This window comes from Methylosinus sp. shoA (assembly GCF_059718125.1).
The window spans coordinates 2,885,110-2,905,220 of record NZ_AP046091.1 but is presented as its reverse complement, the minus strand read 5'-3'; the positions used below and the strand labels follow the sequence as shown (position 1 = coordinate 2,905,220).

The 20,111-nt window shown below is 68.4% G+C and carries 20 protein-coding genes; 11 read left to right on the top strand and 9 right to left on the bottom strand.

Annotated elements, in window-relative coordinates; all coding sequences use genetic code 11:
• Positions 1–137 precede the first annotated feature (137 nt).
• The gene (locus AC6IW9_RS13200) at positions 138–1,049 is read right to left on the bottom strand and encodes a flagellin N-terminal helical domain-containing protein (protein WP_497764207.1); all 912 of its coding nucleotides are present in this window, start codon (positions 1,047–1,049) and stop codon (positions 138–140) included.
• A 417-nt stretch (positions 1,050–1,466) separates the two neighbouring features.
• Here AC6IW9_RS13200 and AC6IW9_RS13195 point away from each other — a divergent pair, with 417 nt between their 5' ends.
• Together AC6IW9_RS13195 and aat are read left to right on the top strand one after the other, a co-directional pair.
• Entirely contained in the window at positions 1,467–3,413 is a 1,947-nt protein-coding gene (locus AC6IW9_RS13195; protein WP_497764205.1) for an acyl CoA:acetate/3-ketoacid CoA transferase, read from the top strand.
• Positions 3,414–3,685: 272 nt separating this feature from the next.
• Positions 3,686–4,351 (top strand): leucyl/phenylalanyl-tRNA--protein transferase, encoded by a 666-nt coding sequence (gene aat / locus AC6IW9_RS13190; RefSeq protein ID WP_497764204.1) that lies wholly within the window; start codon positions 3,686–3,688, stop codon positions 4,349–4,351.
• A 4-nt stretch (positions 4,352–4,355) separates the two neighbouring features.
• On the opposite strand, the gene AC6IW9_RS13185 is transcribed toward aat, so the two are convergent.
• Together AC6IW9_RS13185 and AC6IW9_RS13180 are read right to left on the bottom strand one after the other, a co-directional pair.
• Positions 4,356–5,054: a DUF2155 domain-containing protein gene (locus AC6IW9_RS13185; RefSeq protein ID WP_497764202.1), complete on the bottom strand. Its 699-nt coding sequence runs from the start codon at positions 5,052–5,054 to the stop codon at positions 4,356–4,358.
• Positions 5,055–5,155: 101 nt separating this feature from the next.
• Positions 5,156–5,566: an NADH:ubiquinone oxidoreductase subunit NDUFA12 gene (locus AC6IW9_RS13180; protein ID WP_497764200.1), complete on the bottom strand. Its 411-nt coding sequence runs from the start codon at positions 5,564–5,566 to the stop codon at positions 5,156–5,158.
• Positions 5,567–5,736: 170 nt separating this feature from the next.
• On the opposite strand from AC6IW9_RS13180, the gene AC6IW9_RS13175 reads away from it, so the two are divergent.
• Positions 5,737–6,123 carry a hypothetical protein gene (locus AC6IW9_RS13175; RefSeq protein ID WP_497764198.1) on the top strand — a complete coding sequence of 129 codons (387 nt, stop codon included), beginning with the start codon at positions 5,737–5,739 and terminating at the stop codon, positions 6,121–6,123.
• On the opposite strand, the gene mdoH is transcribed toward AC6IW9_RS13175, so the two are convergent.
• Positions 6,112–7,887, bottom strand: a complete 1,776-nt coding sequence (mdoH, locus tag AC6IW9_RS13170) for a glucans biosynthesis glucosyltransferase MdoH (RefSeq protein ID WP_497764197.1) — start codon at positions 7,885–7,887, stop codon at positions 6,112–6,114. The genes AC6IW9_RS13175 and mdoH overlap by 12 nt on opposite strands.
• A gap of 73 nt (positions 7,888–7,960) precedes the next feature.
• Here mdoH and AC6IW9_RS13165 point away from each other — a divergent pair, with 73 nt between their 5' ends.
• The 6 genes from AC6IW9_RS13165 to AC6IW9_RS13140 all read left to right on the top strand — a co-directional run bounded on the left by AC6IW9_RS13165 (position 7,961) and on the right by AC6IW9_RS13140 (position 12,291).
• Positions 7,961–8,932 carry a zinc-dependent alcohol dehydrogenase gene (locus AC6IW9_RS13165; protein ID WP_497764195.1) on the top strand — a complete coding sequence of 324 codons (972 nt, stop codon included), beginning with the start codon at positions 7,961–7,963 and terminating at the stop codon, positions 8,930–8,932.
• A 12-nt stretch (positions 8,933–8,944) separates the two neighbouring features.
• Complete coding sequence (locus AC6IW9_RS13160) at positions 8,945–9,343, top strand: 6-pyruvoyl trahydropterin synthase family protein (protein WP_497764194.1); 399 nt, start codon at positions 8,945–8,947, stop codon at positions 9,341–9,343.
• Positions 9,340–10,374 carry a glycosyltransferase family 4 protein gene (locus AC6IW9_RS13155; protein WP_497764193.1) on the top strand — a complete coding sequence of 345 codons (1,035 nt, stop codon included), beginning with the start codon at positions 9,340–9,342 and terminating at the stop codon, positions 10,372–10,374. Before AC6IW9_RS13160 ends, AC6IW9_RS13155 begins: the two co-directional genes overlap by 4 nt.
• Before the next feature lie 89 nt (positions 10,375–10,463).
• Positions 10,464–11,123 carry a pentapeptide repeat-containing protein gene (locus tag AC6IW9_RS13150; RefSeq protein ID WP_497764192.1) on the top strand — a complete coding sequence of 220 codons (660 nt, stop codon included), beginning with the start codon at positions 10,464–10,466 and terminating at the stop codon, positions 11,121–11,123.
• Between the two features lie 125 nt (positions 11,124–11,248).
• Positions 11,249–11,791 (top strand): retropepsin-like aspartic protease family protein, encoded by a 543-nt coding sequence (locus tag AC6IW9_RS13145; protein WP_497764190.1) that lies wholly within the window; start codon positions 11,249–11,251, stop codon positions 11,789–11,791.
• A 116-nt stretch (positions 11,792–11,907) separates the two neighbouring features.
• Complete coding sequence (locus tag AC6IW9_RS13140) at positions 11,908–12,291, top strand: GtrA family protein (RefSeq protein WP_497764188.1); 384 nt, start codon at positions 11,908–11,910, stop codon at positions 12,289–12,291.
• Here the strand turns inward: AC6IW9_RS13140 and AC6IW9_RS13135 are convergent, their stop codons facing one another.
• Both AC6IW9_RS13135 and AC6IW9_RS13130 read right to left on the bottom strand, forming a co-directional pair.
• The gene (locus AC6IW9_RS13135) at positions 12,292–13,113 is read right to left on the bottom strand and encodes a phosphosulfolactate synthase (protein ID WP_497764185.1); all 822 of its coding nucleotides are present in this window, start codon (positions 13,111–13,113) and stop codon (positions 12,292–12,294) included. It abuts the gene before it with no gap.
• Positions 13,110–14,498, bottom strand: coding sequence for an MmgE/PrpD family protein (locus AC6IW9_RS13130; RefSeq protein WP_497764182.1), 1,389 nt, complete (start codon positions 14,496–14,498; stop codon positions 13,110–13,112). Before AC6IW9_RS13130 ends, AC6IW9_RS13135 begins: the two co-directional genes overlap by 4 nt.
• A gap of 123 nt (positions 14,499–14,621) precedes the next feature.
• Between AC6IW9_RS13130 and AC6IW9_RS13125 the strand changes: the two genes are divergently transcribed.
• Positions 14,622–15,782 (top strand): DUF3611 family protein, encoded by a 1,161-nt coding sequence (locus AC6IW9_RS13125; RefSeq protein ID WP_497764180.1) that lies wholly within the window; start codon positions 14,622–14,624, stop codon positions 15,780–15,782.
• A gap of 9 nt (positions 15,783–15,791) precedes the next feature.
• Here AC6IW9_RS13125 and AC6IW9_RS13120 read toward each other — a convergent pair whose 3' ends face one another.
• Positions 15,792–17,150, bottom strand: coding sequence for a S53 family peptidase (locus AC6IW9_RS13120; RefSeq protein ID WP_497764178.1), 1,359 nt, complete (start codon positions 17,148–17,150; stop codon positions 15,792–15,794).
• A 95-nt stretch (positions 17,151–17,245) separates the two neighbouring features.
• Entirely contained in the window at positions 17,246–18,154 is a 909-nt protein-coding gene (serB, locus tag AC6IW9_RS13115) for a phosphoserine phosphatase SerB (RefSeq protein ID WP_497764176.1), read from the bottom strand.
• 30 nt (positions 18,155–18,184) lie between these two features.
• Between serB and miaA the strand changes: the two genes are divergently transcribed.
• Positions 18,185–19,186, top strand: a complete 1,002-nt coding sequence (gene miaA / locus AC6IW9_RS13110; protein ID WP_497764174.1) for a tRNA (adenosine(37)-N6)-dimethylallyltransferase MiaA — start codon at positions 18,185–18,187, stop codon at positions 19,184–19,186.
• Positions 19,187–19,273: 87 nt separating this feature from the next.
• Here the strand turns inward: miaA and AC6IW9_RS13105 are convergent, their stop codons facing one another.
• Positions 19,274–20,104 carry an RMD1 family protein gene (locus AC6IW9_RS13105; RefSeq protein ID WP_497764172.1) on the bottom strand — a complete coding sequence of 277 codons (831 nt, stop codon included), beginning with the start codon at positions 20,102–20,104 and terminating at the stop codon, positions 19,274–19,276.
• Positions 20,105–20,111 lie beyond the last annotated feature (7 nt).

Below are 20,111 nucleotides of genomic sequence, written 5' to 3'. Positions count from 1 at the left end.
TCGGGTTGCGAGAGCGGCGCCCGAATTTTGCGCCCGTGGCTTGCGCGAACGTTGCCGTCGGCCGGACTCGTCCGGCGAAAACGCAAAAAGGCCCCGCCGACCGGCGAGGCCTCTCTCCGTCGGGCGGGGTTTGCGCGTCAGCCGAACAGCTTCAGAATCATCTGGCTGTTCTGGTTGGCGATCGACAGCGACTGGACGCCGAGCTGCTGCTGCGTCTGCAGCGCCTGCAGGCGCGTCGACGCCTCGTTCATGTCGGCGTCGACGAGCGAGCTGACGCCGTTCGTCAGCGCCTCGTTGAGCGTCTTCATGAAGTTCGCCTGGCCTGTGACGCTCGTCTGCACGGCGCCGATCTGCGCGGCGTATTGGGTGAGGTCGGCGATCGCCTTGTCGGCGTTCGACAGGGTGTCGGCGATGGCGGTCGCGTCGGCGACGCTCGTGGCGTCGAGATTGGTGAAGTCGGTCGCCGCGCTCGCGCCGGTCGCCTGCTCCGCCTCGAGAATTCCCGATCCGGCCGCGACGGCGGGCGCGGAGCCGCCGCCGCCGATCAGCGCGATCGCCGAGAGGTCGATCGTGTTGAGAGCCGAAGCTACCACGCCCTTGCCGTCCGAATAGGAGGCGATGAAGTTGAAGTCGGACGCCGAGCCGTCGAGCAGATTGAGCCCGTTGAAATTGGCCGAGGCGACGATGCTTCTGAGCTGGCTGCTGAGGCCTTCGAGGGTCGTGCCGATCTTGGCGAGATCGGCTCCGGGCTGCGCCGCCTGCGCGACCTGCGACTTGATGTTGTTGATGACCGAGATGGTGTTGGTGATCGCCGTCGCCGCGATGTTGAGCACGGAGGAGCTGACGTTCAACGAGTCGCTGATGGTCGACAGGACGCCCTGGTCCGACTTCATCGTCTGAGCGATGCCCCAGGTGGACGCGTTATCCGCGGCGCTGGAGATCTTGAGGCCGGTCGAGATTTCCTTCTGCGTCGTCGCCAGCGAGGCCTGCGTCGAGCGCAGCGACTGGAGCGCGGTGATGGCGGAAGAGTTGGTCAGAATACTGGACATGACTCATCGATCCCTGGATGGGGTGGAACCTATGACGAATGGGCATCCCGGATTTTCACCGGCTCGACGGAAGCGGCATCATGCCTTGGGCGGCTCGCCCTATCCGAGAACAACGCACCCGGAGCGCCGGCGCCTCGAGGACTAGACGGGCTGCGGCACGAGCAGCGCTGGCGTCACAGTTAACGGGATAACCTTAACGAAGGGCTAATGCTTGACTCTGTGTCGCCGAAGCGGACGAAGCGCAGGCGCCCCACCCCTGCGGCGGCGGGTTTCGGCGACGCTATTGCGAAAAAGAGGCGCGAACTCTAGTGTCGCTCGGAGACGACGAGCCGGCGGCCGCCCGAGACGAAGACGCGGCGAAAGAGCTCGCCCCCGCTTCGCACGATCGGGGAGACGACGAGGGGAAACGCGCAGGAAATGAACAAGAACAACAAGGTGATCACCGCCGACGAGGCCATTGCGCTGATCAGCGAGAACGATGTTCTGACCACGACCGGCTTCGTCCAGAGCTGCATTCCCGAGGCGCTGCACGCCGCGCTGGAGAAGCGCTTCGTCGAGAGCGGAGGACCCAAGGGCCTCACGCTGATCATGACCGCCGGCGCCGGTGACAGCAAAGGGCTCGGCACCGGCCGCCTGCATCACGAGGGATTGCTGCGCCGCGTCATCGCCGGCAATTTCGGCCGCATGCCCAAGGTCGCCCAGGCCGCGCAGGAGAACAAGATCCTCGGCTATAATCTGCCGCAAGGGGTCATCTCGCAGCTCTACCGCGCCTGCGCCGCCGGCCAGCCCGGCCTCTTCTCCAAGGTCGGCCTCTATACTTACGTCGATCCGCGTTTCGGCGGCGGCCGCGTCAACGAGGCGACCACCGAGGACATCGTCAAGCATGTCGTGATCGAGGGCGAGGAGTGGCTGTTCTACACCGCCACCAAGATCGACGTCGCCTTCATCCGCGGCACCAGCGCCGACCCCTCCGGCAACATCGGCATGGAGAAGGAAGCCTTGACGCTCGACGTGCTCGCCCAGGCCATGGCGGCGCACAACAATGGCGGCATCGTCATCGCGCAGGTGGAGCGCATCGTCGAGGCCGGCTCGATCCGTCCCAAGGACGTGAAGGTTCCGGGCATTCTGGTCGACTGCGTCGTCGTCGCCGATCCGCCCGAGATGCATCGGATGAATTACGGCGTGATCTACAATCCGGCGCTCGCCGGCGAGGTCCGCGTGCCGGTCGAGACGATGGCCAAGATGCCGCTCGACGCGCGCAAGATCATCGCCCGCCGCGCCGCTTTCGAGCTGCCACCGAACGGCGTCGTCAATCTCGGCGTCGGCGCGCCGGAGGGCATCGCCGCCGTGGCCAATGAGGAGAAGCTCACGCCCTTCATCACGCTCACCACCGAGGCGGGAGCGATCGGCGGCGTGCTGGCGTCGGGCTCCTCCTTCGGCTCGGCGACCAACGCCGATTCCATCATCGACCAGAACACGCAATTCGATTTCTACGACGGCGGCGGCCTCGACATGACCTGCCTCGGCATGGCCGAATGCGACGAGCAGGGCAATGTGAACACCAGCCGCTTCGGCGGACGCCTCAACGGCTGCGGCGGCTTCATCAACATCAGCCAGAACGCGCGCAGCGTCGTGTTCGCCGGCACGTTCACCGCCGGCGGCCTCGACGTGGCGATCGAGAACGGCGAGGTGAAAGTCCTCAAAGAGGGCCGCGCGCGCAAATTCCTGAAATTCGTCGAGCAGGTGACCTTCAGCGGCAAATATGCGCAAAAGCGCGAGCAGCCGGTGATCTATGTCACCGAGCGCTGCGTATTCCAGCTGAAGAAGGAGGGCCTCGAGCTGATCGAGGTCGCGCCGGGAGTCGATATCGAGCGCGACATTCTCGCGCATATGGACTTCAAGCCGATCATCAAAGAGCCGATCCCGATGGACAAGCGGATCTTCGTCGACGAGCCTATGGGGCTCATCTCCGATCTGCTCAATCTCGATCTGCAGGATCGCGTCAGCTATGACGCGGACCGCAACATCCAGTTCCTCAATCTCGAGGGATGGAGCGCGCGCTCCAAGCGCGACATCGACGATCTGCGCAAGATGCTGATCGACGCCTGCCAGCAGATCGGCAAGCGCGTCAATCAGGTCGTCAATCTGGACAACTTCCGCATCAGCGAGCATCTCTACGATTATTACGCAGAGATGATCCAATATATGCTGGAGAACTATTATCTGACGACGACGCGCTACACGACGAGCGCCTTCCTGCGCCTGAAGCTGAAGGAGGCGCTGAGCAAGCGCGGCATCGCCCCGCATGTGTTCGAGCGCAAGGAAGACGCGCAAACCTTCCTCGAGGTGATCGGACAGGACTGACCTCTTCCGTCATTGCGAGCGACGCGAAGTAATCCAGGGCCGCCGGCCGCCTCTGGCTCGCTTGGTCGCGACGCTCCTCGCAATGACGACGACCATGGGCGCAGGGCAATCGTGTGAACGAGAAATGGCGCCCTCTCGGCGGTCCGGCTTCGCCGGCCGGCCGTCCCCTTCGAAGGGGAGGGTGAAACGCCCTTTCTCGCATTCACCCGATTGCTCCGACCATAGGCGTGGACGCTCTCGATTCTTCCGCGCGATGCGCTACAATCCTCAGGATGTCCCGCCCGAGCGCCAGCTATGCGATCACGCCGCAGATACTTCTGCGCGCCTACTCGATCGGTCTGTTCCCCATGGCCGAGAGCGCCGGGGAGGAGCAACTCTTCTGGGTCGACCCGCAGGATCGCGCCGTGTTTCCGCTCGACGCGTTCAAAGTCTCGCGTTCGCTCGCCAAGACCATCCGCTCGGATCGTTTCGAAGTAAGCATAGACCGAGACTTCGACGCTATCATCGACGCCTGCGCGGCCACGGCGCCAAAGCGCGAGAACACCTGGATCAACACCGAAATCAGGCGTCTCTACAGGGAGCTGTTCGATCTCGGCTTCGTCCACACGGTCGAATGCCGGCGCGCCGGGGCGCTGGTCGGCGGACTCTATGGCGTCGCCCTCCGCGCGGCCTTTTTCGGCGAGAGCATGTTCCACCGCGAGACCGACGCCTCCAAGGTCGCACTCTCCCATCTCGTCGCGCGGCTGCGCAGCGGCGGCTTCCGCCTGCTCGACACGCAGTTCATGACGACGCATCTCGCTTCGCTCGGCGCGGTCGAGATCAGCCGCGACGCCTATCACGATCTGCTGGAGCATGCGCTCGCCGTCCCTCCCCGCGCCGATCCATGGCGCGACGATCTTCGTCTCTCGGGGCGCGAAATCCTGGAGATTCTGAAATAGCCGTTCAGAACGGAAACAGCGGCGACGGCGCGGGACGCGGCTCCTGCGCGGGCGGCGGCTGGTTCCGGGACTTTTTCTTCGATTTCTTCTTCTCGGGCGCGGGTGGCGGCGCGGCGCCGTCCTCGTCGATCTGCGCCTCGGGCGCGACCGAATCGCGCGGACCGATCGGCGCGGCCTCGATCGGCGTCGGCGCGACCGGCTCCACCTTGCGCGAGCGTGCGCGCTTCTTCTCCGCCGGGGCGGGCGCGGCGGCCCCCGTATCCGCGGCCGCCGGATCGGCCGCGGCCGGCGCCTGCACGACTTCCTTGCCGCCCTTGCAATCGGTCAGCCACACGTCATAGACGGAGTGCTCCACGCCGTGCAGGCCCGGGCTCGCAGCGAACATCCAGCCCGAGAAGATGCGCTTGGCCTCGTTCTTGGTCGAGTCCTGATCGTCGACCTCGACGAAGCTCGTCGTCTGCGGCGCCTCGGTCTGCGGCCTGGTGTTGCAGACGCGCGGCGTGATCTGCAGCGAGCCGAACTGCACGGTCTCGTCGATCGCCACGTCGAAATTGATGATGCGGCCGGTGGTCTTGTCGAGTCCGGCGAAGACGGCGGTCGGATGCCGGATCGGATCGGCGGCCGCGCCGGCGCAAAAAGCGAGGGCGATCGCCCCGCCGAGCGGAAGACGATACAAAATCGCGCGAAGGCGGGGGAACATCATGTCGAATAGCGGCTTGCGATCTCGGGCCCGAGCGAAGCGCCCGGCCCTCCTGCGCTCGACAACGAGCAGAGAAGCGTGGCGGATCGATGGTCGCGGCGCGCTCAGCCCTCCTCCGGCGTCCAGGCCTGATAGTCGCCGCCGGCCGGCGCGCGACGGCCCGTGGAGAGGATCGATCCCGGCGGCCGATAGGCGGCGGGCGTGCCGGTCAGATTGGGCAGATGCGGCAGCTCCCACTCCTTCGGCTGGTATTTCTCCTCGGTCGGCGGCGTGTCGACCGTGTGATGGAGCCAGCCATACCAGCCGGGCGGCGTCGCCGAGCCCTCGGCATAACCCTTGTAGATCACCCAGCGGCGTTCGATGCCGAGCGCCTTGTCCTTCTTGCCGCCCCGGCGCCGGTAATAGACATTGCCGAATTCGTCCGAGCCGACACGCTCGCCGTAGAGCAGCGTCCACAGGCTCGTGCTGAGCGTCGCCCGGTTCCACCAAGTGAAGAAGCGAATGATGTAGGACATGTCGCGAGCGTCCTCGAGATTGCGTGGCTCCTTATTGCGTCACTCGCGCGCGATGTCCAGTCGAGACGACTTTCGGACTGGCGCTCCGGACTTGGCCGAAGCCGCATTTGCGCATAAACCTTCTTCGAAAGAAGCCGCACCCGCGAGCGGCTGCGCTGGGGAGCCTATCCATGTCCGAGGCGTCGTTCGACCTCGACCTCGATGCCGACGGCGAGGGATTCGTCCTCAGCCGCGCCGGCGTCGACGGCGCGACGGCCAGAATTCCTCTCACCGCCGCCGATATTCTTTCGCTCACGCGCGCGGCGCTGGCGCTGCGCGAGAAGAGCCTCGCCGCGCGCCAGCCGGCGAGCGGCGATGTCGAGGCGGTGCTGGCGTCCCCGGTCCGCGAGGCGACGCTCGCCCGCGAAATGCTCGGCGGCCATGTGCTGCTGACGCTGGTCTCGCCCGACGGCGACAGCGCGAGCTTCGCTCTGCCGCTCGCCCTCGCCGCCGATCTCGCGACGCGACTGACGGAACTGGTCGAAGCGCCGCCTCCCGCCGGCGCGTCACGCCAGTGAGCGACTCGGTTCGGGGCTTTCGGCGCGGGCGGCCTCGCGCAGCAAGGGCGGCGGGTCGAGCTCTTCCGGCGTGGCGCAGAGCCCGGCCCGGACGAAGAGACGGCCGAGCCGGGGCGACGCGCTCGCCACGGCGAAGGGAATGGCGGCCACATAACCGATGGTGAGCGGCAGCGACCAGGCGAGCAGGGCCGGCGAGGCCTCGGCCGCCGCCATGAGGAGCGGCGCGCCGAACAACAGATGCGGCCAGAGCTCGCGCGCCGCGCTTCGCCAGGACAGGCGATGCGCCTCGCGCTTCTGTCCGCGCCATTCGCGGCCGGAGCCCCCGTCGAGCTTCGACAGGCAGCCGGCGATCGCCAGCGTCGTGGCCGCGCCGATGACGAAGGAGGCGCAAATCTCGAGCAGAGCGCCAGCGAGGAAGCGGACGCGGCCGCCATAGCGCCGCAGCCCGCCCGGCGCCAGCGCCGCGTCGGCATAGCCGGCGAGCTTGGGCGCGAGATGGAGGAGAAGGAAAACCAGATAAAAATCGCCGGCCGCGGCCACGGGGAAGTCCGACACGTCCTCCACATGCGGAAGCAGAAAGGAAAGCGCGATGATCGCGGTCCAGGCCGGCGCGCCGAGGAACATGCTGATCGCCCAGACGAGCTGAAACCGGCTCATCGGCGGCAGGCCCGGCAGGGCCAGCAGCTCGACATATTGCATATTGCCGCGGCACCAGCGCAGCTCGCGGCGGATGAACTCCGGCAGGGTCGGCGGGTTCTCCTCGAAACTGCCCGTCTCCGCCGGGAGCAGGCGGACTTCATATCCGGCGCGGCGCATCAGCGCCGCCTCGATCTGATCATGGGAGAGAATATGCGCGCCGCCGCGCAGCCTCGGCAGCCGGCAATGAAGCTCGAAGGGCGCCACTCTCACCAGCGCGTTATGGCCCCAGAAGGGACCGCAATCGCCCGACCACCAGGCCGCCCCCATGGAATAGGCGCGCATCCCCGCCCGCATGCCGAACTGGAACAGGCGCGCGAACGCCGATCGCGACGGCGCGCCGACGACGAGGCTCTGGATAATGCCGATCTTCGGATAGGCTTCGCCGATCCGCGCGAGGCCGACGATCGTCTCGCCGTCCATGAGGCTATCGGCGTCGAGCAGGATCATGAATTCGTAAGTCTCGCCCCAGCGCTCGCAGAAATCGGCGATATTGCCGGCCTTGTAGCCGCGGTTCGCGGCGCGGCGGCGATAATGGAGGCGCCCCGTCCGCGCCGCGTCCGCCTCCCGCCAGGCGTCGAACAGCGCCTCTTCCCGCGCCGCGATGTCGGGATCGGCGGTGTCGCTCAGCACGAACCAGTCGAAGGCGGCGCCCTCGCCCGTCGCGTCGACGCTTCTCTTCACCGCCGTGACGCGCGCGAAGGCGCGATCGGCGTCCTCGTTGCGGATGGTGAGCAGGACCGCGGTGCGCGAGGCGAGCGGGCGGGCGACGTCTCCGGCCGGCGCGAAAGGCGCGACGGCGGCGAGCGCGTCGCCGCGAATATGAATCAGCCAGAAGCCGAGCGCGGCGTTGACCGCGCCGAGCGTGGTCCAGGGCGAAGCGACGGCGAAGCAGACGAGGATGAGCAGGCCGATCGGGCTCCATCCGTCATGGCCGAGAATCGCCGCGAGCCAATAGAGAAGCGCGCCCCAGAGGGCGATGCAGAAGAGCCCGGCGAGCGCGCGTCGAATCATGAGCTCCGCCCGGCTCTGAATGCCGGCGGGGGTGCGCGAGACGTCGGTCGCCATTTTTCGCCTTATGTGCCGGGACGGGAGAAATCGGGCGCTGGCCTTATGCCGAAACTGAGCCTATAGGGCAAATATGAGTCATGCGCGATCCCTCTGGCACGAAGCGCCGCGCGCCGCCGCGATCCGAAGCCTGCCGCTGGCGTCCGCCGGCCCGGGCGAGGCGCGCGTGCGCATGCTGTGGAGCGCGGTGAGCCGCGGCACCGAACGACTCGTCTTCGAAGGCCGCGTCCCGCCCTCCGAATGGACGCGAATGCGCGCGCCCTTTCAAGAGGGCGACTTCCCGTTTCCGGTGAAATACGGCTATTGCGCGGTCGGCGAGATCGAGGACGGCCCACAGGAGCGGCTCGGCGAGATCGTGTTCTGCCTCCATCCGCATCAGGATCGTTTCGTCGCGCCGCTCGATATGCTGCGGCCTGTCCCCGCAGCCGTGCCGCCGCGCCGCGCGACGCTCGCCGCCAATATGGAGACGGCGCTGAACGGCCTGTGGGATTCGGGCGCCGGTCCGGGCGATCGCATCGTCGTCGTCGGCGCCGGCGTGCTCGGCCTGCTCGTCGCCGCCCTCGCCGCGCGGCTTCCCGGCGCCGAGGTCACGGTCGTCGACCGCGAGCCGCGGGCGGATATCGCCGAACGCCTCGGCGCGCGCTTCGCACCGGCCCGGGATTTCGTTCCCGCAGGCGACGCCGATGTGGTCTTCCACACCAGCGCCTCATCGGAAGGCCTCGCCCTCGCGCTCGACGCCGCCGGGCCGGAGGCGGCGATCGTCGAGCTCTCCTGGCATGGCAAGGGCGTAGTCGCCGCGCCGCTCGGCGGCGCCTTTCATGTCCGCCGGCTGCGTCTCCTCTCCTCGCAGGTCGGGCAGGTCTCGCTCTCGCGCCGGCCCCGCTGGAGCTATGCCCGCCGGCTCGACAAGGCGCTGGAGCTGCTCGCCGACAGCCGTCTCGACGCGCTGATCACCGAGGAGATCGCCTTCGAGGACGCGCCGCGGGAATTGCCGCGCGTGCTCGCGCCCAATGCGAGCGGCCTCGCCACGCTCATCCGCTACTGAAGGAAAAACGCAATGTACGCCGTCGAAGTGCGCGACCACATCATGATCGCCCATAGTTTCCGCGGAGAGCTGTTCGGCCCGGCGCAGAGACTGCATGGCGCGACCTTCGTTGTCGACGTCGCCTTCTTCCGCGAGACGCTGACCGAGGATGCGGTCGTCGTCGACATCGGCCGCGCCCATGACGCGCTGAAGGCGACGCTCGCCCCGCTCGCCTATCGCAATCTCGACGAGCTCGAGCAATTTACGGGCAAGCAGACGACGACCGAGTTCCTGTCGAAGCATATCTTCGACGCCATGGCGGAGGCCGCCCGCACGGGCGCGCTGGGGCCGGGCGGCGACGGCATTTCCCGCATCCGCGTCACGCTGCACGAGAGCCATGTGGCCCGCGCCTGGTTCGAGGGGCCGGTGTGACGCGCATTCTGTTCGCCATACCCGGCGACATCGAGACCCGCAGCGGCGGCTATGGCTATGACCGCCGCGTGCTGGCCGCGCTCGCCGACGCGACGCATCTGCCCTTGCCCGGAGCCTTCCCGCGACCGAGCGCGGCCGATGTCGAGGCCGCTGTCGCAACGATCGAGAGCGCGCGGCGAGCGGGCGACGTTCTGCTGATCGACGGGCTCGCCTATGGCGCCCTGCCCGCCGACGCGATCCGCCGGCTCGGCGCGCCGATCCTCGCGCTCTGCCATCACCCGCTCTGCCTCGAGACGGGGCTCGACGCGGAGACGGCGGCGGCGCTGCGCGAGAGCGAGACGCAGGCGCTCGCCCTCGCCGCCCGCGTCATCGTCACCAGCGCGCATACGGCCGCCCTGCTCGCCGCGGACTTCGCCGCGCCGCCGCAAAAAATCGTCGTCGCGCCTCCCGGGACGGATGCGGCGCCCCGCGCGCGCGGCTCCGGCGGCGCGCCGGCGCTGCTCGCGGTGGGATCGATCATTCCGCGAAAGGCCTTCGACCATTTGATCGAGGCCCTCTCCGACCTCGCCGATCTCGACTGGCGCCTCACCATCGCCGGCAGTCTGCGCGCCGACCCCGCGGCGGCGGCGGCGCTCCGCCGGCTCGTCGACGGAGCGGGCCTCGCCCACCGCGTCGTTCTGACGGGCGAATTGCCGGAAGCCGAGGTCGCGGCGCTCTATGCGGCGAGCGACGTCTTCGTCTCCGCCTCGTTCTACGAAGGCTATGGCATGGCGCTCGCCGAAGCCATGGCGCGCGGCCTGCCGATCATCGCGGCCACGGGCGGCGCCGCGGCCGAGACGGTTCCGGACGCCGCGGCGCTGAAAGTCCCGCCCGGCGATCGGCGGGCCTTGCGCGCCGCGCTGCGACTCGTCCTGATCGACGCCCGCCTGCGCGCGCAGCTCGCCGATTCCGCATGGGCCGCCGCCGCCGAGCTTCCGCGCTGGGAGGACACGGCGCGACTCGTCGGCGAGGCGGCGCGGGCCGCGGCGTGAAGCCGTCGCCCTGCTCTTCCCGATTTTTCCCTCGATCGGGAAAATCTCTCCCATTGCACGGGTCCGCCAGGCGGTCGATGTTTCCTTTCATGAGAAAAACTCCGCCATTACGCCGGATGTCGCTCGCGCTGCGGCCGGTCGCCCTCCTCTGCTGCTTTCTCCCGATTGCCGCCGGCGCGGCCGCCGCGTCCGAGCTGACGCGCGCCGAGATCGAGCAGCGGCTGGCGCAGCGCAAGAACGGCGCGCCCGATTTCGCCGATCTCGACCTCTCCGGCGCCGACCTGCGCGGCCTCGACCTCTCCGGCGCGGATTTCTTTTCGGCGCGGCTGACGGGCGCCGATCTCGAGGGCGCGCGTCTGGCGGGCGCCAATTTCACCCGCAGCGATCTGCAGAAGACGAATTTCCGCGGCGCCGATCTCCAAGGCGCGACGCTCTATGCGGCGCTGCTCGACAACGCCGACTTCACCGGCGCGAATTTGACGCGTGCGCGCGTCATCGGCGGCGGGCGCGGCGTGAAATTCACCAAGGCGAAGCTGACGGACGCCGATCTCGGCGCCGATCCGGCCAATCAGGGAATGGTCCCCGTGCGGGCGGAGCTGCCCGAGGCCGATTTCGACGGCGCCGATCTCACCCGCGCCAATCTCACCCATGCGGTGTTGACCTCCGCGAGCTTCACGAACACGATCGTGACCGACGCGCGCTTCGACTACGCCGTGCTCGACGGCGCGAACATGACATTGGCGCGCTGAGTCCTCGCGAACCGCGCCGGGTCATTTTTCACGAAGCGAACAATTCGACGCATCGGTTTAAAGGAGACGCAGGCTCCGCGCCTTAGCCTCTTCGCCTCATTGCGCTCCGCCAGAGGCTTTCGCCCATGTTCGCATCCGTGTTGAAATCCGCGATCGGCGTCGTGATCGCGGCCTTCGTCGTCGCCCAATTCTCCATGCAATTCATTTCGCGCGCTCACGACAAACCCGCTCGGGCGGCCTCCGCCGCGCAGCCGACGCGACAGCCCTCCGCCTCCTATGCCGCGCCGTCGCCGCTGCGCGGCGAAGCGACGATCGCCGCCGACCGGCTCGGACAATATGCGACCGAGGTCGAGGTGAATGGCGCGCGCGTGCATATGCTGGTCGATACGGGCGCGAGCTCGGTCGTGCTCTCCTATGACGACGCCGCCGCCGCCGGCTTCTATCCCGGGCCCGGCGAATTCAAATATTCGGCGCAGACCGCCAATGGCGTCTCGCGCATGGCGCGCGTGCGGCTGCGCCAGATGCGGCTCGGCGCGATCGCGCTCGATAACGTCGACGCCTATGTCGCCGATCGCGGCGCTCTGGGCGCGAGCCTGCTCGGCATGACCTTCCTCTCGCGCCTGTCGCATTTCGAGGCGGCGTCCGGCCGCATGATCCTGCGTCAATAACACCGCGACCGGTTGCGGGCTCCTCGGCATGAGGGCGAGGTTCACGGTGCGCGCTCGACTGTTCGGAGCGCCGCCGCCTCTCGCCTCTTTTCGCGAAACATGCGACATGAGGGGGCATGTCGCTGCCCCGCCAGATCACCGTCTTCGCGCTCGTCGGCGTCGTCGCGACGCTGCTCCATTACGGCGTGCTGGTCGCGCTGGTCGAATTCGCCCATCGCCCGCCGGTCATGGCGGCGCTCAGCGGCTATGTCGTCGGGGGAATCGTCTCCTACGGCCTCAACCGCCGCCATACTTTCGCGAGCGACCGCCCGCATGAGGAGGCGACATGGCGCTTCGCCCTCGTCGCCTTCGTCGGCTTCTGTCTGACTTATGTCTTCATGGACGTCTTCGTCGCACGGCTCGGCGCGCCCTACCTCCCGGCGCAGATGGCGACGACGGCCGTCGTCTTCTTCTGGTCCTTCCTCGCCAATCGCCTGTGGACTTTCGGTTCCGCGGCGTGATCATCCGCCGATGTTCTGGATGCGGCCCCAAGTGCTCATCGTGCCCCATATTCCCTGGCGCAGCGCCTCGAGCTGCACAATCTGGCTGTGGTCGACGAAGAGATTGACCTCGTTTCCGTAATTCTTCACGTACCATTCGAACACGGGCGGATCGGCGGCCTCGAACATCACATTCTCGAGGCCTATCTTGTCGATGATCCGCGCCGCCGCGTCGGTGCGCCAGCTCGCGACATTCTCGGTGATCCCCTCGCTCTCGATCATCACGATGTCGGCGCCGGCGTCGAGCGCGCGCTCGGCCTGGGCGATCAGCCAGCCGACGTCCTTCGTGCCTTCGGCCGCGAGCTCCTCGGCGGAAGTGCTTCCGCCCGCGCCGAACTGAATGCCGACTTCGGGCTTGGCCTTCAGCCCCGCCTTCTTCACCATGCGCACGAGCCGCAGCAGGCTCTCGGTCGGCAGGCTGACGAAGCCCGCGGAAATCTCGATCACGTCGAAGCCGAGCGCCTTCGCCTCCTCGATATAGCGGGAGACGGCGTCGGGGCCGAAGCGCAGCACATTCTCGATCCAGCCGCCGGTCGAGACATAGGCGCCATGGTCATGGACGGTCTTGTTGAAGCTCTTCACCGCGTCGGGCGGCATCAGCGCGAAGGAGCCGCCGGCATATTTCACGCCGTCGATCCACGCGCCCATGGTCTCGAAGAGATCGGCGAGATGACGACGCCCATAGGCGCTGTAATAGGGCCCGCGTATCTCGGTGAGGCCGCGCCGGCGCGGCTTTTGCGTGCGCAGGGCGCGGGGGATGAAAGAGAAGGTCGTCTCGCTCATGGCGTCGTCCTTTCGTCTTGCGCAGGCCCGACCTTTCCGAGCAGCGCGGTGAGCTCGGCGATCTCGCGCCGCTCGAGACCGGCGACGACATCGGCGATCCTGTCGCGCAACGCCGCCTCCGCATGGCCGCGCGCCACGCGGTCGAATTTTTCGCGCGCGGCGTCCCAATCGAAGGGATCGGTGAAGAAGCCGTGATAATCGGCGCGCGCGGCGGAAAAGACCACGCCGTCCTCGAGCTCCGCCTCGAGCCGCGCCGGCAGCCATTGCGGGAACCGCGCCGAAAACTCCGCGGAAGGAGATATCTTCACCCTGCGCAGCAGCGTCTGCACATCCTCTGCGAGGATGCGCTGCGGCGCATATTGCTCGGGCTGCACTTCGCCGTCGAGGAGCGCGACGGCGAGCAGATAGGGAAGGCTGTGATCGGCCTCCTCCTTGTTGCGCACCACGCGCTTGTCGCCTTCCTCGCCGCCGCCGATGATCTGAAAGGCGACGGCGAATGTCTCGAGACGAATCTCTTTCACGCGATCGGCGCGAAAGCCCGGCCTCGCGCGAATGTCGAGCGCCGCGTCGATCGCCGATTGCGAATGGATCTCGGCATTGTGCTTCTTGACGATGGTCATGAGCACGCGCTCGAGATTCTCCTCGCGCCAGTTAATGTCGAAGGGACCGGCGATCGTCTCCTCGAATCCCTTGTTTCCTTCGAACACTTCCGGCGGCCCGGTGATCCCCTGCTCGGCGAGCAGAGCGGCGTGCGTCGCGGCCATCGCCGTATTGGGAAAGGCGAGGCCCTTCCAATGCGAGAGCGCGCCGGTGCGCGTCACCCGCAGCGCATTGTTGGCGGTTCCGCTGATGGCGATCGCATTCGCCGTTTGCTCGGGCGAAAGGCCGAGCGCCTTGGCGACGCCGGCCGCCGCCGCATAAGCGCCCTGGACCGTGTGATCGAAGCCCCGCGCGCGCACCGGCGCCGCGTCGCTGAGACGCGTATGCACCTGATAAGCGACGGCGAGCGCCGTGAGAAAATCGGCGCCGCCGGCGCCCTTCGTCTCCGCCGCGGCCAGAACGGCGCCGAGATTGTCGGACGGATGGCAGGTTTCGCCGGGAGCGAGATAGCTGTCCATGAAATCGAGATAGCGTGAGAGCGCGCCATTGTAGAAGGCGGCGCGATCCGTCGCCGTGCGGCCGCCGCCGACGAGCGTCGCCAGCGGCGCGCCGCCCTGCTCCTCGGTCATGCGGCGAATAGCCTCGAGCGGCGGCGCTCGAAGCGCGCCGATGGCGACGCCGAGCGTATCGAGAACGCGAATTTTCAGCTGGCGCCGCGCGGCTTCGCTCATGTCGCCGAGCCGCGCGCCGGCCACGAAATCCGCGAGCGCCTGAACCTTCGTCATGGCGAGCGACCTCTCGCGCCAGCGAATCTGGCTCCGGCCGGCCTCGAAATCAAGGCGGCGGCGATCTATCTGAGACTGTAACGCCAGCGTCGCCGCGACGCGCGATTTCGATCGGATGTTTGAATGCGCTCAAATGTCGCCCGCGCCGTTTTCGTCCTGCTGCTTCTGACGAGCGTCCTGCTGCTGGCGCTCGGCTGGCTGGCGGCCGCATCGCCGCCGCCGATGCGCACGACGCTCTCCGCCCTTCATGTCTCGCTCGGCGTCGTGGCCGCGGCCGCGCTTCTCGCGGCGATCGTGTTGCGGATCGTCACGCCGCCGCCGCCCTATCCCGCGCATTGGTCGAGTTGGCGGCGCGCCGTCGGCGTCCTCTCGGAGCTCGCCCTCTATCTGTCCTTCGCGGCGATGGTGGCGACCGGGGCGCTATGGACGGCGTTCAGCGGCGCCGCGCTGCATGTGTTCGGCGCGCCGCTTCCCGTTTCCGATCTCGCCGATCCGACGCTCGCGCAGGCGTTCGGCGATTTCGCCCGCGCCCTCGGCGTCGGCGACGCGACGGCGTCGGAAGCGCTGCTCGCCGCCCATCGCTTCTTCGCTTACGTCCTCGCCGCGGCGATCGTGGCGCAGTTGGCCGTCGGAGCGCCGAGCCGCTTCCGGGCGCCGCCACAGCCCGCCCTTCCCGCGCCGGTCGCGGCGGCGGGCGCGCTCGCGCCGGCGGCGACAGGCCTCGCGGGCCGCATGCGCCTGTTCGGCTGGCTGCAGTTCTGGATCCAGCTCGCCATAGCGCTCGCGAGCGGCGTGCTGCTGCAATTCTCGACCGCGGGCCGGGCCTTCAGCCCGAGCGTGTCGGGCTTCGGAGACGCGATCTATTGGAGCTTCTACGGGTTCATTCTGCTCATGGCTGCGACCGCGCTCGCCTATTACTACACGCGCGCGGCGCGGAGCGTGTCTCGGAGCACGGATTATCTCGAAGAGGGACGCGCGCGCGCCTTCTGGTTTCTCTCGGCCGGACTTCTCATCGGCCTCGCCGGCACGATCGTCTCCTTCGTCGGCGTGTCGCTGAGCATTTCGCTGCTGATCGCCAAGACCGTGTCGCAGCCGCCCGGCATCGCCATCACCGATCCCAACAAGATCATCCGCGCGCTCGACGTCTTCGTGCTGCTGGTGAATTTCGCACTTCTGCTCGCCCATTTCATCGGCACGGGCGTCGCCGCCTGGCTCGCGGCCGGCGCGTCGCAGGCGCGCTATCGTTACGCGACCACGCGACTGCCGGCGGAGCGGAGAGCGTGAAGCCGCGCGCTACCTCGAAGCGGCGAAATGCGACGCGCGCGGCGCCTGGAGCGTTCCGAGCCCGAGGCAGAAGTTCCAGCCCGCATTCGGAACATAGGACGCGTAAGGCCCGCAATAGCCGACCGTCGTCGTCGCGAAGGCGCCGGCCGGATCGCGCTTCTTCGAATTGTAGAGAGCCGTCAGCTCCTCCGTCGAATTCCGCCGGAACACGCCGCGCGCATTGGTCACGCCGGCGACGACCGGCGCCGCCACGCTGGTTCCGCCGACGACATACCAGCCGGCGTCCTGCGGATAATTCGGATCGTCGAACAGGACCCAGACGCCGGTCTCCGGATTGGCGACGGCGGAAACATCCGGCGTGACGCGCTTCGTTCCGACAATTCCATGCACGCCCCGCTGATAGGGCGGCAGCGGAAAGATCGCGCTCGCGCCCTGCCCCGCGTCGGCCCAGCTGGCGTAGCGCTGGAAGTCGAAATCCGGAATGGAGCGCGAGACGCTCGTGCCGCCGACCGACACGACCTTGGGAGAGGTCGACGGCCAGCTGACGCCCGGCGCGTCGCCGCTGGCGGCGAAATAGACGATGTTCTTGTCCGAAGCGAAAACGCTCTCGTAAGAGGCGACCTCGTCGCCGCCCCAGCTCATCGACACCTCGCCCCCGCCGACCGCCGCGAGAACCGCGTTGGCGCATTTCACGGCTCCGATCATCTCGGCATAGGCGTTCGACCGCGCCTCGACGAGGAAGAGCGCCGCACGGGGCGCCATCGCATGCGCCATCTGCAGATCGAGGGCCGCCTCCACCGCCCAGCCGAGATCGGAAGGCGGGACCGGCCCGTTGCAGCCGCCCGCGGCCGTCGCATATTTCACCTGTAACTTGGGCGCTGGAAGGCCGAACTGCCGGCTGAACTCCTGGAGGTTGGCGCGGGCGCCGGCGTAATGAAAGGCGTCGACGATGGCGATGGCCTTGCCGCCGAGCCCGGAAGGGACGGCCTTCGCCCGATAGGGATTGCAGCCCGGAGTCGGCGCCACGAGGCCATAGAGGCAGGCGAGCGAGCCGGGGGTCTCGTAGCCATAGCCTGCGAATGGCGGCCCGACGAGCGGCGACGCCTTGCCCTCGCCCGCCTGCCTGCTCAGCGAGCGCAGCGTCGCCGGCGAGACGAAACGCATGTTGGTGTGGGCGGAGCCGGATTGCTCGGCGACGCTCGATTTGGGAAGGATGATCGCGGAAGGCGGGACGCGGACCATGCGGCCGGCGGCGAAGCCGTCGCCCTCCCGAGAGACCCGCGAGCCGGACGCGGCGCTCTGCGCAAGCCCGGCTCCGGAGAACGACAGCGCCGCGGCGAAGACGGCAAAAGCGACGGACAATCTCACGAGGTCCCTCCCGAAGACACGGAACATTCGGGACCTTGCTTCAAAGCTCCGTTACAGGCAAGGCTCGGCCGCCGGGGCGACGGGAGCGCCGCGGCCTACGCCTCGACGAAATCGGCGCGGCGATAGCCTTGCGCGAACAACAGGGCGGCGAGATCGGCGCGGTCGATGCGCGCGCACGCCGCGCGCGCGACCTTGGGCTTCGCGTGATAGGCGACGCCGAGGCCGGCGGCGGCGAGCATGTCGAGGTCATTGGCGCCGTCGCCCACGGCGAGCGTCGCCTCGCGCGGCAGCCCGCGCGTGGACCGCAGCGCCTCGAGCGCCGCGAGCTTGGCCCGAGCGCCGGCGATCGGCGGCGTCACCGCGCCCGTGAGCCGGCCGTCGCGCGTCTCCAGCCGGTTGGCGCGCGCCTCGTCGAAACCGAGCCGCGCCGCGATCGGCTCGGCGAAACAGGCGAAGCCGCCGGTGACGAGCGCGGCATAGGCGCCATTGGCGCGCATCGTCGCGACCAGCGTCCGGGCGCCGCGCGTAAATGTCACGCGCTCGCGCAGAATGGTCTCGACGATCGCGGCGTCGAGCCCGGCGAGCAGCGCGACGCGCTCGCGCAAGGCGGCTTCGAAATCGAGCTCGCCGCGCATGGCGCGGGCGGTGATCGGCGCGACGCGCTCGCGCAGCCCGGCGAATGCGGCGAGTTCGTCGACGCATTCCTGCTCGATCATCGTCGAATCCATATCGGCGACGAGCAGCAGCTTGCGCCGCCCCGCCGCCTCCTGCACGACGACGTCGACGCCGCCCGCGTCGGCCGCCGCCTGCAGCGCCGCGCGCGCCCGCGGCAAGTCGGACGGCGCCAGCGCAAAGGTCACACCCGCCGCGACGCCCGACTCCAGCCAGTCGATCCGGCCGGCGCCGACCGCCACGCTCCACTGCATGACGGCCTCGGCCGAGAGCGGCGGGCCGTCCGCGGCGGCGACGAATGTCGCGACATGCTCGACAGGCGCTTTTGACATTTCGCTCGTTTTGTCGTTGCGAAGGAGCCCATGAGGCGCCCCATTCTCATCGCAGGACCGACGGCGAGCGGCAAGTCCGCTCTCGCGCTCGCCGTCGCACGGCGCATCGGCGGCGTGATCGTGAATGCGGATTCGATGCAGGTCTATCGCGACCTTCGCATTCTCACCGCCCGCCCAACGCCGGAAGAGGAGCAGAGCGTCCGCCATTGCCTGTTCGGCCATGTCGACGCGAGCGTGAACTATTCCGTCGGCCGCTGGCTCGAGGATTTTCGCGCTTGTCTCGGCGAGCTGGATCGCCAGGGCGCAACGCCTGTCGTCGCCGGCGGCACGGGCATGTATTTCAAGGCCGCGCTCCATGGCCTCTCCGACATTCCGCCGATTCCCGCCTCGATCCGCGAGACGGTTCGCGCGCGAGCCGAAGGACGCGCGCCGGCGTTTCTGCACGCGCGTCTCGCCGAGCGGGACCCCGAGACGGCGGCGCGGCTTCGCCCGACCGACCCGCAGCGCATCCTGCGCGCGCTGGAAGTGCTGGAGGCGACGGGCCGGCCGCTCGCCTCCTTCCAGGGCGCGCGCATGGCGCCTCTACTGGATGAAGCTTCATGCCTCGCCTTCTTCCTCGCGCCGGCGCGTGAAGAACTCTATGCGCGCATCGACGCGCGCTTCGACTCCATGGTCCGGCGAGGCGCGCTCGACGAGATCCGCGCGCTCGGCGCGCGCGGGCTCGATCCGGCTCTGCCGGCGATGCGCGCGCATGGCGCGCCGCATCTCCTGCGCTTCGTCCGCGGCGAGATGTCGCTCGACGAGGCGGCGGCGCGCGGCAAGCTCGATACGCGCCGTTACGCCAAGCGGCAATTCACCTTCGCGCGCCATCAGCTGCCGTCGTTCCGCTGGATCGCCTCGGGCGCAACGGAAGAGGCGATCGAAACGGCCGCGCGATTCGCCGCGTCCTCGTCGCTTTCCCGGCGTTCGGCGAGAGCAGCGATCGCGAGCAGCGACGCGCCGAAGAAGGAGACGCCGCCGACGAGCGCATAGAAGACGCCGAGCGGCCGCGCTCTGTCCGCGAGAGCGTCGCGGGACCTCGGGGCCGGCGAGATTCGCGAGCCGGCCGAAGGTCACGCCTCAATGCCCCCGCAGGATGAATATCTGGAACAAGGACAGCACGATCTCGGCGAGGATGAGCACGATGATCGTCGCCTCGAGCCGCACGGAGCGGTCGACGTCGATGATCTCGGTCAAGGCCCGCGCGGTCTCGCCGATCACCTCGATCTTCGCCCTCAGCGTCTCGCCGCGCGCCTCGAGCTCGTATTCGTCCTCGAGGCGCGAATAGAGGCGCTCGAGATCGGGCCGATCCCATAGCACGTCGGGCTTGTCCTCGACCGCGACGCGGCCGGAGACGCGATGCCGCACGAGCAGCGTCTGGCCGATCAGCTCCAGCATGGCGCGGCGGCCCGAAGGCGGCCGGCCCTTGCCGGCGAGCTCGGCGGCGAAAGGCTCGATCGTGTCGAACACGGCGTTGACGCGCCGCTCGTCGCGCGCCAGCGCGACACTTTTGGCCAGCGCGTCGGCAATGACCAGCAGGCGCTCGCCCGACGTGTCCTTGACGGCGAGACGGCCATTGGCGAGCAGACGGTCGTCGCTCTCGGGAGAAAGCTCCAGCACCAGCGTCTCGTCGTCGCTCTGTTCAGCGGCGCCCGCGACGCGCGCGCCGACCCTGGCGACGATCTCGTCCTCCTCGAGCGGCGTCAGGCCGAACAGCACCGCGACGCCGAATCGGTAGAGCACGACGAAGCCGGACTGGCCGGCGGGAAAAGCCAGCGGCGAGGTGGAGACGAGATCGGCGCGCTCGAGCCCGCTCGTGTCGATTCGGTCGCCGAGCAGCAGCGCGCGCGCCGTCACGCAGCGTAGCGCAGGCGCCGCCGCGGCCTCGGACATCGACTGCAAATCCGCCATGAGCGAT